The sequence below is a fragment of the Synechococcus sp. KORDI-52 genome (genome assembly GCF_000737595.1).
GTDB lineage: Bacteria > Cyanobacteriota > Cyanobacteriia > PCC-6307 > Cyanobiaceae > Parasynechococcus.
Map to the genome: position 1 here is coordinate 2129546 of NZ_CP006271.1, position 15492 is coordinate 2145037.

Consider the following 15492-nt stretch of genomic DNA (forward strand, 5'->3'; position numbering starts at 1 on the left):
TAGCCTGAAAAAAGCAATGGTGACTGCAAGGAAGGCGGACGGAATCTTTCTTCAATGGACCCGACTTACAACATCTCTAAGACATCAAACACAACCTGGAGTCAGCAGGTCAGTGGCGAATGGAACGTCCCGAAAATCGCTTACCGAGACTCCTTCGCGGCCTTCAACACCGCCAAGTAGAGATCTTCATCAATCTCCCGGATGTCGTACTCCGTTGGCTTCATCCCGTGATGGTGCTCATGCACCACCATCCAACAGCTGCGTTCCAGCTCACCGCCAGCCGTGGATGCCAGGGTTAATCCCTTCTCAACAAGGGAGTCCACCAGCTGCTGGTCGAGCATGGGCACGAAACGGTTCGGCAAACTCTAAAAAGACCACCCGGTTTGCCGCCCCCTGCCGTGAAGACCGATCCGAAGGCTTCGGTTGGCCGCTATCGGAGATGGAACAAGAGCCATACGGTGAACGCAGTTTGAAAGGCATCAGAGATGCAACCCACGGCGGAACAGTTCACCGAACAAGCCTGGGCCGCCATCGTCGCCGCCCAGCAATTGGCGCAGAGCGCCAAACATCAGCAGCTTGAAACCGAGCATCTGCTGCTCGCGCTTCTGCAGCAGAACGGCCTGGCTGGTCGGATTCTCAGCAAGGCAGGTGTCGACCTCGCCACGTTCCAGGCCTCGGTCGACACCTATCTCAAGCGTCAACCAAGCCTCGGTTCTCCACCGGAATCCGTCTTTCTGGGACGTTCCCTGAACAGCTGCCTGGATCGCGCCGAAACAGTCCGGGATGGATTCAGTGACAGCTATATCGCCATCGAACACCTGTTGCTGGCCTTGGCAGACGATGACCGCTGCGCGCGTCAACTGCTCAGCCAAGCAGGCGTTGACACCCCCAAACTCAAAGAAGCCATTACTGCTGTGCGAGGCAACCAGACGGTGACCGATCAGAACCCGGAAGGCACCTACGAATCACTCGAGAAGTACGGACGGGATCTGACGGCCGCTGCCCGAGACGGCAAGTTGGACCCAGTGATCGGCCGCGACGAGGAGATCCGACGCACCATCCAGATCCTCAGCCGGCGCACCAAAAACAACCCCGTGCTGATCGGAGAACCAGGGGTCGGCAAGACCGCCATTGTGGAGGGGCTGGCCCAGCGGATCGTCAACGGCGATGTGCCCCAGGCCCTGCAGAACCGTCAGCTCATCGCCCTCGACATGGGCGCCCTGATTGCCGGTGCGAAATACCGCGGCGAGTTCGAGGAACGGCTCAAAGCTGTGCTCAAGGAGGTCACCGCCTCCGAAGGCCAGATCGTTCTGTTCATCGATGAAATCCATACCGTGGTGGGTGCTGGAGCCACCGGTGGAGCCATGGATGCCAGCAATCTGCTCAAGCCGATGCTGGCCCGAGGGGAGCTGCGCTGCATTGGCGCCACCACCCTCGACGAGCACCGCCAGCACATCGAAAAAGACCCTGCCCTGGAGCGACGCTTCCAACAGGTGCTGGTGGATCAACCCACCGTGCAAGACACGATTTCCATCCTGCGCGGTCTCAAGGAACGCTATGAGGTGCACCATGGCGTCCGCATTGCTGACAGTGCCTTGGTGGCTGCTGCTGTCTTGAGCAGCCGCTACATCGCCGACCGCTTTCTGCCCGACAAGGCGATCGATCTGGTGGATGAATCAGCAGCGCGCCTGAAGATGGAGATCACCTCCAAACCGGAGGAGATCGATGAAATCGATCGCAAAATTCTGCAGCTGGAGATGGAGAAACTCTCCCTCGGCCGTGAATCCGACAGTGCCAGCCAGGAACGGCTGCAACGGATCGAACGGGAACTGGCGGAGCTGGGCGAACAGCAAAGCTCCCTGAATGCCCAGTGGCAGCAGGAGAAAGGCGCGATTGATGAGCTCTCGTCGCTCAAGGAAGAGATTGAACGGGTGCAGCTGCAGGTGGAACAGGCGAAACGCAGCTACGACCTCAACAAAGCGGCGGAACTGGAATACGGAACCCTGGCTTCACTGCAGAAGCAGTTGCTCGAGCAGGAGGCCCAGATCGCCTCGGAGGAGCCTGGCGAGAAAGGCTTGCTGCGGGAGGAGGTGAGTGAAGACGACATCGCCGAGGTGATCGCCAAGTGGACCGGAATCCCTGTGGCGAGGCTGGTGCAGAGCGAGATGGAGAAGCTGCTGCAGCTGGAGGTTGACCTGCACCAGCGGGTGATAGGCCAGGACCAGGCCGTTACCGCCGTGGCGGATGCGATCCAACGCTCCAGGGCAGGCCTGAGCGACCCGAACCGTCCCATCGCCAGCTTCCTTTTTCTCGGCCCCACCGGAGTTGGCAAGACGGAACTGTCCAAAGCGCTGGCCAACCGGCTGTTCGACAGCGATGACGCCATGGTGCGCATCGACATGTCGGAGTACATGGAGAAGCACACCGTCAGTCGTTTAATCGGCGCTCCTCCCGGCTACGTGGGGTATGAGGCCGGTGGCCAACTCACCGAAGCAGTGCGTCGTCGGCCCTACGCCGTGATCCTGTTCGACGAGGTGGAGAAAGCTCACCCCGATGTCTTCAACGTGATGCTGCAGATCCTCGATGACGGCCGCGTCACCGATGGGCAAGGTCGAACCGTCGACTTCACCAACACGGTTCTGATCCTCACCAGCAACATCGGCAGCCAGTCGATCCTGGAGCTGGCCGGCGATCCCGAGCAACATGGGGCCATGGAAGCGCGGGTGAATGAGGCCCTCCGCGCCCATTTCCGGCCGGAGTTTCTGAATCGCCTCGACGATCAGATCATCTTCCACAGCCTCAGGCGGGAGGAACTGCGCCAGATCGTCACCCTTCAGGTTGATCGTCTGCGTCAGCGGCTGGCTGACCGCAAGCTAGAGCTCAGCCTCAGTGAAGGGGCCGCCGACTGGCTCGCCCATGCCGGATATGACCCTGTTTACGGGGCACGACCGCTCAAACGGGCTGTTCAACGGGAACTGGAAACACCCATTGCCAAGGCGATCCTGGCGGGTCGTTACAGCGAGGGGCAGGCCATCAGCGTGGAGCTGGAGGCTGACCACTTAGCTCTGCGCTGAGAACCACGGGGGAACCTCGGCATAAGTGGCTGCATTGCTGCTGTTCTCCCGCGCCTCCACGGCAAAGCAGCAGGTGCGCCCGCTATCGCGCTCCTTCAGCAGCTCGTTGGCCCAGGTCCAGATCAAGGCCGCAGTGGCCTCCATGCCCACGTTCTCCATCACGCGGAGATCAATGGCCTGGAGAGCGTGCAGACGCTGCCATTCCGCCAGCAGAGGATCGTCGGAATTCACCAAAAAAAGTGTGGTCAAACTGCTGCCTCAACCGTTGCTCGAAGGGTCGCAGGCTGGAGAAATCAACAACAAAACAGCAGGCATCCAGCTCGGTTGCAGCGAACCAGAGGTTGAAGCTGCGGCTGTAGCCGTGCACGAAGCGGCAATGGCCTTCGTGACGCCACTGCCGATGGCAGCAGGGGTATCCACTGAAGGCTTTGCTGCAGCTGTAAGGAGTCGGAGAAACGAGCAAGAGGGGAAAAATGCGGAGTGGAGCGCGCTGCGGGAAGATTCAGGCACTGCCCGATGTCCGAGGCCTGATGCAGCCCCTCAGCCCCGCCTTCATTGATCAACTCCGTTTTAACGAAGCGGGGTTGATTCCAGCGGTGGCGCAGGACTGGCTGGACGGTGCCGTGCTGATGGTGGCGTGGATGAACCGAGAGGCGATCGAAGCGACCCTACGCAGCGGTGAGGTGCACTACTGGAGCCGCTCGCGCCAGGAGCTCTGGCACAAAGGAGCCACCAGCGGCCACATTCAGACAATGCGGGAGATCCGTTACGACTGTGATGCCGACGTGCTGCTGGTGACGGTGGAGCAGACTGGGGATGTGGCTTGTCACACCGGCGCCCGCAGCTGTTTCTACGAAAACAGCGATGGCCGAACCGAGGGTGGGGCAGCGGCTCTACCGCCGCCATCGGATGCCTGCTCCGAACTGTTCCAGGTGATCGAGGGGAGACGGGAGAAGCCGGAGGAAGGCAGCTACACCAATAAGCTCCTGGCAGGTGGAGACAACAGCATCCTCAAAAAAATCGGTGAGGAGAGTGCTGAATTCGTGATGGCCTGCAAGGACGACAACGCCGACGAAATCGCTGGCGAGGCGGCGGACATCGTCTTCCATCTGCAGGTAGCTTTGGCCCATCATGGCGTCAGCTGGCGTAAGGTTCAGGAGGTGCTGGCGGCACGACGGGGCGCCCCGCGACGGCACTAAGGCTGGCAGGGGCTATCGCTGCTGATCACCACTGCATCGCCGAGCTCCACGGTGTCCAAAAGCACCCCCATGGTGAGCTGACCGGCGTTGATGCAACCTCCAGTCACCGCCTTACCGATCCGGGTCTCGTCGTTGGTGCCGTGAATGGCGAAGCTGTACCAGCGGAACACACCGTCATAGGTGTTGAATCGAAACGGCTGATCGGTTGCTGGCACAGGAGCCAGGCTGATGTAGCCAACGCCGTATTCACCGGTTTCTCCATCACCTTTGAAGTCGATCGAGTTCATGTTGCTGAAGAGGGACTCGCGCAGCTCCTCCTCCGTCTTCCCTGATTGCTCCACCAGTGCGGGGTCCATCTCGAAGCGGTCGTTGCTCAAGATGGCGTTGACCTGAAATGTTCCGAGTGGCGTGACACCCTCTTGGAAAGTGGTGCCTTCACAGCCAATGCCATGGCGGCCATGGCCCACGGTGAAACGTAAAGGCCCCTCAGCACGATCCAGCACCCCCTCACTGGCACCGGGATCGCTGCCGTTCAGCTCAATGCGAATTGGCTCCCGCTGCTGGGGGGCTTTCACGGGGGCGCTGTTGTCGGAACGGCAACCCACCAGGCAGGCCAGCAAGCCGGCCATCGCCAAAGTGCGGATCAGATCCATGCATCGACAACAACTGCCGGCAGCATGGCGCGCCTGCATGGCGGCGTCACTCAGGCGAAGGCGATTCAACCGGCTCAATCGGCTGTCGAATCGTGGACCCGAAGCGGGTGGGCTGCTGCATCACCCACAAAAGCGTGAGGCGATCCCGCTCCGATGGCACCAACACCGGAGTTGTGCTTTGGCTCACCGCCAGGGCATCGGTGGGTTCAGAACTGTGGCCCCAGAGCCCGAAGGCGTGCCCCAGTTCGTGGAGGGCCGTGGCCTGGAGGGCTTCGGCGCGAAGCTCGGGTGACACCATGACCTTCACCTGGGGCTCGAGGCGATGGCGGCCCAGGCGCTGCACATCCACAACCTGAAGTTGGGTTCGTCCATTGCTGGCACGCCAAACCCCAGCAACCTGGCGGCGGGCCGGACGCTGCCGCTGGATCAGAACGTTGGCGCGCTCTGGACTGTCCACGCGGGTGAGTGGAACAAGAGCACCCCAGGTGGTGAGCGCCGAAGACACGGCCTTGATCCAGCGTTGGTCCCAACGGTTGGCGGGTTTTGCCGTGGCGGGCTGGATCCAGACGCACCAGTGCTTCAGCACAGGCGGACCAAGGGAAGTGGTTGCAAGGGAGGAGGCGTAGCCCGGACGCTGGCCCGTCTGCTGGGGTTCCAGCGCAACCTGCAGCGTTTGGAGCTGCTGTTGCGGGGGGCAGAGGTCAGGTTGCATCAGGCGGCGGGAAGACCAACACCGCGGGCCATCAGGGTTGCCAGCAGAGGAATGCTTGCGAATCCAACCAACTCAATGTTGATGATCCAGGCCAGACGGGTTGCGAGCGCCTCGCTCACTTTCGGCAGTTCACCCTTGCGCAGTGGAATGGCCCAGAGGATGTAGGTGATCGTGGGGTACAGCGACAAGCCGCCGACGGAAAGGTACAAACCGACCTTCCACCAGAACAGAGGGTTCTGGGTGTAGAACTCGGCGCCTTGGCCGAAATGGATCACCCGCAGGATGCCACTCACCAGCAGTGCCAGGGCTGCGATGCCATAGACGATGTCGGTGATCACCATCGCCGTTGCTTCCTGGCGGTTGGGATCAGCTTTGATCAGCTTCCGCTCCAGCACCAAGGCGCCAAAGCAGAGCATGAAACTGAGGTAGTGAACGTAGGCAACGCCAGCGTTTTTGGCGATGTCGGTTGTCAGAGCGACGGCCAGGGGCATGGGCGCGGCGGCGGTGGGTTGGGCGACCTTAGCCACCCAATTGAATTAACAATGAAAGATTCACTTCACCAACAGGAAGAAAGAGTGAAATAGCGCACAAAGTATTAATTCGGGAGTCTTTATTAGGACCGCCAGAAAAAAACACTTTGGTTCTAGGTTCAATTCAGCCGTACCGTCATGATGACGAGTTCTCTGAGTGCTTTTCTCGGTGAAATTGGTCGCCATCAGCTGCTCACTCCAGAGCAGGAACTCATGATGGGGAGAAAGGTTCAGGCGATGGTCGCCATCACCGAACGCTGCCATCTTGCGGGAGGGATTGGACCTGCTTGTGAGTACAGCGATGAAGAAAAAGGGGTGATTCGTCGTGGCGAACGCGCCAAGAATCAGATGATCACCTCAAACCTTCGCCTTGTTGTCAATCTGGCCAAGCGTTATCAGGGCAAGGGTCTGGATCTGCTCGATCTGATTCAGGAGGGAACCCTCGGCTTGACCCGTGCGGTTGAAAAATACGACCCCACCCGCGGCCATCGTTTCTCCACCTATGCCTACTGGTGGATTCGGCAGGGTTTGAACCGGGCGCTGTCCACCCAAAGCCGCACCATTCGCATTCCCGTGAATGTGAACGAAAAGCTCACCAAGCTGCGGGCAGCCAAGGCTCGATTGATGCAGCGAAACGGCCTCAGCCCCACAGGAGAGCAATTGGCGGAGTTCATGGAGATCCCGATCGCTGAGGTGGAGGACCTTCTGGCCTGTGAGCTGCGCAGCGTCACCGTCAGCCTGCAAGGGGTTGTGAAATCGAAATCGGACCCCTCCGAGCTGGTGGATGTTCTCCCCAGCGAGGAGCTGCCCCCGATGGAACGGGCCGAAATCGCCGAACGGACAGCCTCGGTCTGGTCCCTGCTGGCGAAAGCCAATCTCACGCCGAAGGAGCACACCGTTGTGACCCTGCGCTTCGGGCTGGATGGAACCAACGAGTGGCGCACTCTGGCGGAAGTGGCACGCCACATGAACTGTTCAAGGGAATATTGCCGACAGGTGGTGCAGCGGGCGTTGCGCAAACTTCGCAAGACCGGCATTCAGAACGGACTCGTTGAATCCACACTCTGAGCACCGGCTTCCCCGACTGGCGTATCGCTGAAGAACTGGAGAGAGTGGACCCAACCGGCTCCCTCCGCATGAGTGAACATGCTGCTCGAACCACCGTTGAAGCCGACGTGCTTGAACGGGAGGTGATCGACGAGAGCCTGCTGCGGCGCCTCTTGCAGCAGGCTGGCAGGGGTCTGGCGGCCCCTGCCTTGGAAGCCCTGGAGTTGATGCTTGACCCCGAGACTCCCTCAGCAGCACGGCTGACCATGCTTGCGGCCCTGAGTTACCTCTTGATGCCAGCAGACCTGATTCCTGACCTGCTGCCAGTGGCGGGTTTCAGTGATGATCTCGTTGCGCTTTCCGCGATGGTGGGACTTTGGAGCAATCACGTCACGCCGGCGATCCGGATGCGGGCTCGCCGCAAACTGGACCGTTGGTTCCCCCTGGCGCACTGAACCGCTGAACTGAATCGCTGATCAATGTCTGGCTGGACCCCTGAATTTGAAGCGGATCTCACCCTGCTGTTGAAGGACTGGTTGAAACAGCAGGGGCGTACACAAGCCGACCTGCGGCGAAACCTCCGCGCCGTTTCAACCCGAATGCCGGCCCTTCTGGAGGTACTGGAACGCGAACACAAGCTGCATGGTCTGGCCGGACTGGCCGATCGACTCTGCTCAGTTGAAGCCGAATGGCATGGCCAGTCCTCTGAATCCAGAGCAAGTCTCGCTTCCGCAGACGACGATCCCTTCGGTCAACTCGATCTGCTTTTGCAGGAAATTCGAGACGACTGCTCCGATTAGGGGCGTTCACGGGCAAAGTGGTGGCTCAGACATCGGCCCGATGACGCCAACACGACTCCTCAGCGCCTCTCTTCTGTTGACGATGATGGTGTGCGGATCCTCTGCGGCGTTGGCCCAAAGCGAAGTCTGGAAACGCAGCCGGGACAGCGCTGTTGGGAAAGACAGCACAATTGAGCCCACAAACTGCGTCACGGCAGAGGACGGATCAATCACGTGTGACACCAAAGTGGTCAACCCGGCCGGCAGCACCAAAGCTCGCCCTTACTACAACCCCTTCAACGACTGAGCCCCGTGAGCGGACCCTCCCGATCCAAGAGAACTTTTCTTGGTCTTGTCGATGCTGGTGAGCGGGAAGTCGCCCGATTGCTCACCCTGATCACCGCTGTTGTGATCAGTGCCGCGATCATCCAGCTGATGATTTCTCTGGGTTCCAAGCTGTTAACTGGATCCGCTGCGACCTGGTTGGGCGATGACTTGATCAAGATCCTCGGGGACCTCCTCACTGTTCTGATTGCCCTCGAGGTGCTCCAGAACATCACCAGCTACCTGCGGCGCCACGTTGTGCAGATCGAACTGGTTTTGGTGACAGCGCTCACCGCCGTGGCCCGAAAGGTGATCGTGTTGCCCTCAGGTGCCGAGAACAAACCCCAACTTCTGGTGGGTCTGGGGATTGCGGTCGTGTCGCTTTCCGCTGCGTACTGGTTGGTCAAACGAGCCAACGCCACACCTTCAAGAGCACGTCTGGGGCGTGGCTCGGACACCAGACTGGATGTTCAGAGCTGAGGGCACAAGGCCAGCAGGAAGGCCGCCCTTCCCGGTGGAAAGACGGCCTAACTCGCTCGTTTGTGCATGGCAATCGACCTCAACTTCAGTGTCTGATGCCTTGGAAAATCTCCTCCAGCTATGGAACTGAGACAGGAAGGTCGAAGCGTCTGGCTCAAGGCACCCTGGGGCCATCGGGTCCAGGTGTGAAGCGGGTCTCCTGCGGGGCACCTACGAACGATGCAGAGGGGAGTCGACTGGCTTGACGCTCTTCGTTGTCGCGCCAGACGAATCGCTTACGAATGGGTGGAAACTGTTGGAGCAGGGGCCAGAAAGTCAGTCTGCTTCTGTGGTTTGCTCAGGTGGAGTGTCGGCCGTCATGGGCTCCTCCGATCTCGATGCTCACACTCTGCTCAGCAACAACGGCATCAGCAATCAGCCGTCGTGCTCATTGCTTTTGAGGCATCAGCGCTCCACACTGGAGATAGCGTGCCTGAGCCGACCTAAGCGGCATCCCAGTGCAAGGCCAGCCATAAGGTCCCTGGATCGGGATCGGTGCGATCAACCCGGTGGCGTTGATGGGGCGGAAGCAAAAGATGATCCCCAGGGCTGAGATCGACGATTCGATCGGGGTTCTGCAGCGCAACACAGGCGCTTCCACGCAACACAAGCACCCATTCATGATCGGACTGATCCATCCACTCGCCGCTGGGTGATCGGTAGTCGTTCGATGCAATCAGACGCAATGTCCACGTCTCGGCAGACACCAAAACACGTGTTGATTCCTCTCCACGAGGAGGGCACGGGGTCGCCAGCAGATTGGCCTCACCCCCTGGCCCATGGTCACGCTCTCCCCAGCGCCGACCAATATCGAATCCCCAGGATTGCGCCAACCGCACGACCTGGTTGTGGTCAGCACAGGCCGCCAGCTGGTCTCGACTGGTGGAGTCCTGCTGGACGCGTTCCGCAAGAGATTGAAGTTGGGAGATCTTGCTGAGGAAACGGCTCAGATCCTGTTCCGCCATGGGGCGACCACATAGCTCTTTCTGTGATCCTGACAACAGACCATTTCAGAACCAGACGCCAGAGTCAGCGAATCCTGACGTTCGGGTTCATGCCAACTGCAACCAAGGCACTCACCATTGGCGAGCTGGAAGCAGGGTTCTCCACCTACTGCCATGCCCTACGTCGACTTGTGGCCGATGGACGCGACCTCCCCGCCATTCGCCGGACGGTCTGCTGGGACTACCTGAACAGATTGCACACCTCGCTTCCACAGGATTACCGCTCCCCTGACGAACTGATTCAGCGGTTCCAAAGGGACGGATCACCTGCTCAAGCAGACTGATCGAAGCCGCAACATCCCTGTGCTGAGCAACATCCTGAGCTGCTCCTTTGGTGCGTTTCTTGGTCTGCTGCTGAGCCTTGGCACTGCCGGGGCTTCGCTTGCTGCTGAGTCGCACACCAGTTCAGGCGCCCTGTTGTTCGAACACCACTGCGCAGGATGCCACATCAACGGCGGCAACATCATTCGCCGGGGGAAAAACCTGAAGTTGAAGACCCTCGAGCGTGATGACATCGCAACGGTGACGGCCATCGCAGCCATCGCCCGAGAGGGGCAAGGCCAGATGAGCGGTTACGCCGGCGTTCTGGGAACAGATGGAGATCAACTCGTGGCTGAATGGGTCCTGATGCAGGCTCAGAACGCCTGGACCCAGGGATAAACCTCGAGCGCCGTCCAGATGCCGTGCTTCCAGTAAACGTCGTCCTCAACAAGCCTGCGAATAACGTCAATGTTGTCGGCCTCGAAAATTCCGAACACGTGGGTGCTTCCCTCGGTGGGCCCAAGCGTGACGAGCGTCCCCTGCTCTTTCAGGCCCTGAAGGCGAGCGAGGTGCTCATCTCGATATGGAGCACGCTTCACAAGAGCATCCGCGCAGTACGTGCCCCACAAGACGAAACGTGCCATAACCAGCGATGAAATACCGAAGAACTTTTGCCTGAAAATGATGGCATATCAACTTAAAAAGCCGCCGTATTACAAAGATTGATCTCAAAAAAGCTAATCCTAGCGAGACACATTTTTTCAGCAGAATTGAAATTCCTGTTGATATCGCAAAGCCAATCCACTTCAAACTACGAGCATTCCCTCGAAAAAAAACAATGGGAAGCGAATGGAATCAACCACTTTCCATGAGTCTCCCAGAAGCGGAAGGCGCCGATCTTAATGGCGAAGATGTAGGGGAATCGGTAATGCGAATGGGGCTTCTCTGGACCGAAAGCCAGGAGACGACTTGCAAAAACAGCTAAGCCTGATCGGCAGCAACGCGCAATTCAGCACAGAAATGACCAGCCTCTCGAGCAATCTCACCTGGGGATGCTGCAGCCATCCTTTTGACAAGTGCGCTGCCCACAATCGCTCCATCAGCACCCCAACCCCGAACCTGACGCACCTGATCCGAACCCGAAATCCCGAAACCAACGGCAACGGGGACGGGTGAGGTTTGTTTCAGTTGCTGGACCAACCCCTCCACTCTGCTTTCCATCTGGGCCCGTTCACCGGTGACACCCGTCACACTCACCAGATAGGTGAACCCTCGACTGCTTGTCGCAATCCGACCCATGCGATCTTTGGGTGTGGTTGGTGCAACAAGAAGCACCAGATCCAATCCGTGGCGTTCTGCGATTGTCGACAACCGCTCGGCTTCCTCAAGGGGGAGATCAGGAACCACCAGTCCTGCAGCACCAGCCTCCGCTGCGGACTGACAGAACGCCTCCATCCCAACATTCAGAAGTGGATTGGAGTAGGTGAAAAGAATCACAGGGATCTGCAACTGCCCTTTCAAGGAGTGCAGCATGTCCAGAACAGACTTGGGCGTGGTTCCGGCAGCGAGAGCGCGGGACGCAGCTGCCTGAATGACGGGTCCATCCGCGAGAGGGTCGCTGTAGGGCATTCCCAGCTCCACCATGTCGGCACCGGCGTTCTGCAGGCTGAGAAGCACATCAGCGGTCACGGCCAGATCGGGATCGCCGGCCATCAGGAATGGCATCAGGGCGAGGCGACCGTCCTGCTTCAGCTGCTCAAAGCGCTTGGCGATGGACGAGGACTGCTGATTGGGCATCGCGGTCAACCGACCAGGAAGAAACCCAGGAAGCCTATGAGTCGGCGGGTGCTTCCCCGTCGGAAACGGCCTCAGCATCCGCGCCGATCTTGCGCAGCAACGCCTGCTGCTCCTCTTCTGGGAGAGCGTCAAAGCGGGCCTGAAGTGCGTCGGCCTCCTGTTTGTCGTACACCTCGCGGTAACGACGCCGCTGGTCCATGTAGGTCATCTGCCCGGTGACGACACGAAACAGGTAAGACCCCGTCCAAACAACAACAATCACAACCAGCAGGGCCTGGGCAGCGATCCCTGCCGAAAACCCTTCAAAGCCTGCAGCTCGGAAGCCGACTTGCCCCAGCCCTCCTAGCAGGAGCACAGCCAGTCCAATCAGAAGAACCTTTCCACGCGTCAATTCAGACGTCTCCTTGACCGCTCAAACGGAAATTCAGGAAGGGGGCAAACAGAATCATCCCCGGGAAAAAGAAGAAGACCATCCCGTAAATGCCCAGACGCTCCAGCTTGCCCATGCGATGCCAGCGCTGGTTCATCCAGGCATACAGGGCGAGGGGGATCACCACCAGGTAGAGCCCCCCCAAAGCGACGTAAGCCAACAGAACCAGCAACGTGTCCTGGGGAACTTGATGGAGCAGGGACGAGAGGTCCAAAGCCTGAGGACAGCTGAAGCGAATTTAAGCCGACAGCGCTGGGGACGTGAGAAATGGTCAGACGCATGCGGCGTCGTTCCGCCCGGTCCGCGCTACCTCCTGCAACTCCAGGATCCAGGCCATAAGAAGGGATTGCTTTGGGCACAAAACCTTCATGGGCAGTTCACAACAACCTCACTAGTTTCGAGTCATCAGGGTGTTGATCGATGTCGCCTTCTGTGAGCTCCATTGAAGCGATCGGCACGGAGCCTGCAGAACTTCTGCGTTGCCGCGAGAGGGATGAGGGGGACCAGCCCTGGGATCGCTGGGGCACCTATCTGAGTGATCGGCAGTGGGGGACAGTCCGCGAGGATTACTCGGGCGATGGCAACGCCTGGAACGCCTTTCCCTTCGACCACAGCCACCTGCGCACCTACCGCTGGGGGGAGGACGGGTTGCTTGGGCTGAGCGACGAACGCTGTCTGCTCTGTTTCTCTCCCGTGGTCTGGAACGGCAAAGATTCAATTCTCAAAGAACGCCTGTTCGGACTCGGCAATCCCGAAGGCAATCACGGAGAAGACATCAAAGACACGATGTACCACCTGGCGGGTACGCCAACCGGCAGTTACGCCAAAGCTCTTTATCGCTACCCCCATCAACGTTTTCCCTACCAGGAACTGCGTGATGAGAACCGCAAGCGCAGCCGCCAAGACAACGAATACGAACTGGTTGATACAGGGATCTTTGCGGACAACCGCTTTTTCGATCTCCACGTTGAGTATGCGAAGGCATCTCCGGAAGATGTGCTGATCAGGCTCACCATCACCAACCGAGGCCTGGACGAAGCCGACCTTCATCTCCTGCCCAGCCTGTGGTTCCGGAACACCTGGAGCTGGGGGGATCCGGACCGCCACCGGCCCAGCCTTCGCTTGCAGGGCAATCGGCTCGTGAGTGATGCGATCGAAGGGCTGGTGTCCTACGACCTGAGCTGCAGTGAACAGGGCCAGTGGTTGTTCACGGAAAACGAAACCAACACCGAACGGCTCTACGGTCAATCCCTGCAGCAGCCCTACGTCAAAGATGCCTTTCACCGCTTTCTGATTGAAGGAGATCAGAAAGCGGTGAATCCGGCACAAACCGGAAGCAAAGCAGCGCTGCATCTTCAGCGCGCACTCCGTCCAGGAGAAATCTGGACCGTGAATCTGCGCCTGAAACGAAACAGCCAACAAGGCGAGAGGCCTCCCGAACAGGTGGAGGAATCCGCGTTCAACAGCTTGATGGATCGACGCCGGCAGGAGTGGCTTGACCATCTCCAATGGGTGGCACCAGATCTGAATGCGGAGGACCGTGCCATCCATGCCTCGGCCGCTGCCGGGTTGTTCTGGTGCCGCAAGTACTACGACTGGTATGTGGCCCGTTGGCTGCGCGGTGACAACAACGCTCCAAGGCCACCGGAAGAACGGTGGCACACCGAAAACGCCTACTGGAGAACCCTGCGGGCCCGGAACATCATCTCGATGCCCGACTGCTGGGAGTACCCCTACTTCTGCCAATGGGATCTGATGTTCCATGCAGTGGCCTTCGCTGAAATCGATCCAGGCGAGGCGAAGCGGCAGTGCCGCATGCTCCGCCAGGCCTCCTACACCGCCAACAACGGGCAATCTCCTGCCTATGAATGGGCCCTCTCCGACGCCAACCCACCAATCGGCGCCTGGGCAGCACTGCGGATCTTCCAAATTTCAAAGCGTCGTTACGGAGGGAAGGACTATCCCTTCCTTCGCGCCAGCCTGCGAGAACTGTTGCTGGAATACGGATGGTGGGCCAACCGCACGGACCGTAACGGCGACAGCCTGTTTGAGGGAGGCTTCCTTGGCCTGGACAACATCGCCATCTTTGATAGGCGTTACCCGCTGAAAGACGGCAGCCGTATCGAACAATCCGATGGCACCGCCTGGATGGGAATGCTCAGCCTCAACATGCTGGAGGCATGCGTTCTTCTGTCTGAAGACAGGCAGGAATACAAAAGCCTGTGCGATCGCTTTGTTCGCGATTTCAGTCGCCTGACCTACGCGCTGAACAGCTCCAGCGGAAGAGGATTCGTGAATTGGGACGAAGAGGATGGGTTCTACTACGACGTGCTCAAGCGGCCGGACGGAAGCACCGACTACCTCAGGACCCGTTCGCTGAGTGGCCTGATTCCGTTGCTTGCAATCGCGACGTTTGACACGGGGACAGTCGAATCCATTCCTTCTCTCGACGTGAGCACCTATCTGCGTGATTTGGGTCGCGATCGCGGAGAGGAGTTCGACTCAATCACTCATCTTGGATCCTGGCACCGTGGCCGAATCCTGTTTTCGATTGTTCCACCACAACGCTTACGTCGCATCCTCGAGAGGGTGTTCGATGAAGAGGAATTTCTCTCCCCTTACGGCATCCGAAGCCTGTCCAGGATCTACGAAAACAATCCTTACAGCTATCAGCAGGGAGACGACTACGCCACGATCAGCTACTGCCCTGCAGACAGTCCTGTGCCCATGTTTGGAGGAAATTCCAATTGGCGAGGACCGGTATGGATGCCGATCAACTACCTGCTGATCGAGGCCCTGCAGAAGTTTGCCCACTACTTCGGTGATGATTTCAAGATGGAATTTCCAACGGGCTCAGGTCGGGAATTGAATCTCTGGGACATTTCTCTGGAACTCGAGGAACGATTGGTTGGCATTTTCAGGCGAGATGGCAACGATCAGCGGCCATTCAACGGGAATGTCGAACTGTTCCAAACGGACCCGCAGTGGCGTGATCTTTTCCTCTTCAATGAGTATTTCCATGGCTGCAATGGTGCTGGCGTCGGCGCAAGCCACCAGACGGGTTGGACGGCAATCGTCACAAAAATGATCACCCAGCTCCAGCGATGGCGCTGACGCCATGAGGTGATCTCTCTAACGTTCGGGTCATTGTTTGGCATGTCGC

At 58.9% G+C, this 15492-nt stretch carries 19 protein-coding genes and 1 pseudogene; 10 read left to right on the plus strand and 10 right to left on the minus strand.

Features of this window, described 5'->3' with window-relative positions; translation table 11 throughout:
• Positions 1-140 precede the first annotated feature (140 nt).
• Positions 141-341 (minus strand): hypothetical protein, encoded by a 201-nt coding sequence (locus KR52_RS10885; protein WP_038555771.1) that lies wholly within the window; start codon positions 339-341, stop codon positions 141-143.
• Between the two features lie 144 nt (positions 342-485).
• Between KR52_RS10885 and clpB the strand changes: the two genes are divergently transcribed.
• Positions 486-3074: an ATP-dependent chaperone ClpB gene (gene clpB / locus KR52_RS10890; protein ID WP_038555774.1), complete on the plus strand. Its 2589-nt coding sequence runs from the start codon at positions 486-488 to the stop codon at positions 3072-3074.
• On the opposite strand, the pseudogene KR52_RS10895 reads toward clpB, so the two are convergent.
• A pseudogene (locus KR52_RS10895) lies at positions 3060-3537 on the minus strand (6-carboxytetrahydropterin synthase). The gene clpB and the pseudogene KR52_RS10895 overlap by 15 nt on opposite strands.
• A 67-nt stretch (positions 3538-3604) precedes the next feature.
• Between KR52_RS10895 and hisIE the strand changes: the two are divergent.
• Positions 3605-4273 carry a bifunctional phosphoribosyl-AMP cyclohydrolase/phosphoribosyl-ATP diphosphatase HisIE gene (hisIE, locus tag KR52_RS10900; protein WP_038557272.1) on the plus strand — a complete coding sequence of 223 codons (669 nt, stop codon included), beginning with the start codon at positions 3605-3607 and terminating at the stop codon, positions 4271-4273.
• Here the strand turns inward: hisIE and KR52_RS10905 are convergent.
• From KR52_RS10905 to KR52_RS10915, 3 genes are read right to left on the minus strand one after another with little or no spacing between them, the layout of a single operon-like run.
• Positions 4270-4926, minus strand: coding sequence for a L,D-transpeptidase (locus KR52_RS10905; RefSeq protein ID WP_038557275.1), 657 nt, complete (start codon positions 4924-4926; stop codon positions 4270-4272). The two genes, hisIE and KR52_RS10905, sit on opposite strands and share 4 nt — an antisense overlap.
• Before the next feature lie 46 nt (positions 4927-4972).
• Positions 4973-5638, minus strand: a complete 666-nt coding sequence (locus tag KR52_RS10910; RefSeq protein ID WP_038555777.1) for a peptidase — start codon at positions 5636-5638, stop codon at positions 4973-4975.
• On the minus strand, positions 5638-6129 hold the full coding sequence (locus KR52_RS10915) for a DUF2214 family protein (protein WP_038555782.1): 492 nt from the start codon (positions 6127-6129) through the stop codon (positions 5638-5640). The genes KR52_RS10910 and KR52_RS10915 overlap by 1 nt, the downstream gene beginning before the upstream one ends.
• A 180-nt stretch (positions 6130-6309) precedes the next feature.
• Here KR52_RS10915 and KR52_RS10920 point away from each other — a divergent pair, with 180 nt between their 5' ends.
• From KR52_RS10920 to KR52_RS10940, 5 genes are all read left to right on the plus strand, one after another.
• Positions 6310-7236 (plus strand): sigma-70 family RNA polymerase sigma factor, encoded by a 927-nt coding sequence (locus KR52_RS10920; RefSeq protein WP_038557276.1) that lies wholly within the window; start codon positions 6310-6312, stop codon positions 7234-7236.
• A 68-nt stretch (positions 7237-7304) separates the two neighbouring features.
• Positions 7305-7670 (plus strand): YkvA family protein, encoded by a 366-nt coding sequence (locus KR52_RS10925; RefSeq protein WP_038555785.1) that lies wholly within the window; start codon positions 7305-7307, stop codon positions 7668-7670.
• 24 nt (positions 7671-7694) lie between these two features.
• Positions 7695-8015 (plus strand): hypothetical protein, encoded by a 321-nt coding sequence (locus KR52_RS10930; protein ID WP_038555788.1) that lies wholly within the window; start codon positions 7695-7697, stop codon positions 8013-8015.
• Positions 8016-8055: 40 nt separating this feature from the next.
• Positions 8056-8301 (plus strand): hypothetical protein, encoded by a 246-nt coding sequence (locus tag KR52_RS10935; RefSeq protein ID WP_038555790.1) that lies wholly within the window; start codon positions 8056-8058, stop codon positions 8299-8301.
• A 5-nt stretch (positions 8302-8306) separates the two neighbouring features.
• Positions 8307-8798, plus strand: a complete 492-nt coding sequence (locus KR52_RS10940; protein ID WP_038555793.1) for a phosphate-starvation-inducible PsiE family protein — start codon at positions 8307-8309, stop codon at positions 8796-8798.
• Positions 8799-9280: 482 nt separating this feature from the next.
• Here KR52_RS10940 and KR52_RS10945 read toward each other — a convergent pair whose 3' ends face one another.
• Positions 9281-9802, minus strand: a complete 522-nt coding sequence (locus tag KR52_RS10945; protein ID WP_038555796.1) for a Nif11 domain/cupin domain-containing protein — start codon at positions 9800-9802, stop codon at positions 9281-9283.
• A gap of 89 nt (positions 9803-9891) precedes the next feature.
• Between KR52_RS10945 and KR52_RS10950 the strand changes: the two genes are divergently transcribed.
• Together KR52_RS10950 and KR52_RS10955 are read left to right on the plus strand one after the other, a co-directional pair.
• Entirely contained in the window at positions 9892-10125 is a 234-nt protein-coding gene (locus tag KR52_RS10950) for a DUF3136 domain-containing protein (RefSeq protein WP_038555798.1), read from the plus strand.
• A 19-nt stretch (positions 10126-10144) separates the two neighbouring features.
• Entirely contained in the window at positions 10145-10501 is a 357-nt protein-coding gene (locus tag KR52_RS10955) for a c-type cytochrome (protein WP_084221999.1), read from the plus strand.
• Here KR52_RS10955 and KR52_RS10960 read toward each other — a convergent pair.
• The 4 genes from KR52_RS10960 to KR52_RS10975 form a co-directional block, all read right to left on the minus strand.
• Positions 10477-10746, minus strand: coding sequence for a YciI family protein (locus tag KR52_RS10960; protein ID WP_038555801.1), 270 nt, complete (start codon positions 10744-10746; stop codon positions 10477-10479). The two genes, KR52_RS10955 and KR52_RS10960, sit on opposite strands and share 25 nt — an antisense overlap.
• A 337-nt stretch (positions 10747-11083) precedes the next feature.
• Positions 11084-11899: a tryptophan synthase subunit alpha gene (gene trpA / locus KR52_RS10965; protein ID WP_038555804.1), complete on the minus strand. Its 816-nt coding sequence runs from the start codon at positions 11897-11899 to the stop codon at positions 11084-11086.
• Positions 11900-11933: 34 nt separating this feature from the next.
• Positions 11934-12290: a DUF3007 family protein gene (locus tag KR52_RS10970; protein ID WP_038555807.1), complete on the minus strand. Its 357-nt coding sequence runs from the start codon at positions 12288-12290 to the stop codon at positions 11934-11936.
• Position 12291: 1 nt separating this feature from the next.
• Positions 12292-12543 (minus strand): NAD(P)H-quinone oxidoreductase subunit L, encoded by a 252-nt coding sequence (locus KR52_RS10975; protein WP_038555809.1) that lies wholly within the window; start codon positions 12541-12543, stop codon positions 12292-12294.
• A 206-nt stretch (positions 12544-12749) separates the two neighbouring features.
• Here KR52_RS10975 and KR52_RS10980 point away from each other — a divergent pair, with 206 nt between their 5' ends.
• On the plus strand, positions 12750-15443 hold the full coding sequence (locus KR52_RS10980; RefSeq protein WP_038555813.1) for a glucosidase: 2694 nt from the start codon (positions 12750-12752) through the stop codon (positions 15441-15443).
• The last annotated feature ends 49 nt before the right edge of the window (positions 15444-15492 follow it).

Coding starts and splice junctions, on each gene's coding strand:
- KR52_RS10885 (WP_038555771.1), bottom strand. CDS start 341: ATGCTCGACCAGCAGCTGGTGGACTCCCTTGTTGAGAAGGGATTAACC.
- clpB (WP_038555774.1), top strand. CDS start 486: ATGCAACCCACGGCGGAACAGTTCACCGAACAAGCCTGGGCCGCCATC.
- hisIE (WP_038557272.1), top strand. CDS start 3,605: ATGCAGCCCCTCAGCCCCGCCTTCATTGATCAACTCCGTTTTAACGAA.
- KR52_RS10905 (WP_038557275.1), bottom strand. CDS start 4,926: ATGGATCTGATCCGCACTTTGGCGATGGCCGGCTTGCTGGCCTGCCTG.
- KR52_RS10910 (WP_038555777.1), bottom strand. CDS start 5,638: ATGCAACCTGACCTCTGCCCCCCGCAACAGCAGCTCCAAACGCTGCAG.
- KR52_RS10915 (WP_038555782.1), bottom strand. CDS start 6,129: ATGCCCCTGGCCGTCGCTCTGACAACCGACATCGCCAAAAACGCTGGC.
- KR52_RS10920 (WP_038557276.1), top strand. CDS start 6,310: ATGACGAGTTCTCTGAGTGCTTTTCTCGGTGAAATTGGTCGCCATCAG.
- KR52_RS10925 (WP_038555785.1), top strand. CDS start 7,305: ATGAGTGAACATGCTGCTCGAACCACCGTTGAAGCCGACGTGCTTGAA.
- KR52_RS10930 (WP_038555788.1), top strand. CDS start 7,695: ATGTCTGGCTGGACCCCTGAATTTGAAGCGGATCTCACCCTGCTGTTG.
- KR52_RS10935 (WP_038555790.1), top strand. CDS start 8,056: ATGACGCCAACACGACTCCTCAGCGCCTCTCTTCTGTTGACGATGATG.
- KR52_RS10945 (WP_038555796.1), bottom strand. CDS start 9,802: ATGGCGGAACAGGATCTGAGCCGTTTCCTCAGCAAGATCTCCCAACTT.
- KR52_RS10950 (WP_038555798.1), top strand. CDS start 9,892: ATGCCAACTGCAACCAAGGCACTCACCATTGGCGAGCTGGAAGCAGGG.
- KR52_RS10960 (WP_038555801.1), bottom strand. CDS start 10,746: ATGGCACGTTTCGTCTTGTGGGGCACGTACTGCGCGGATGCTCTTGTG.
- trpA (WP_038555804.1), bottom strand. CDS start 11,899: ATGCCCAATCAGCAGTCCTCGTCCATCGCCAAGCGCTTTGAGCAGCTG.
- KR52_RS10980 (WP_038555813.1), top strand. CDS start 12,750: ATGTCGCCTTCTGTGAGCTCCATTGAAGCGATCGGCACGGAGCCTGCA.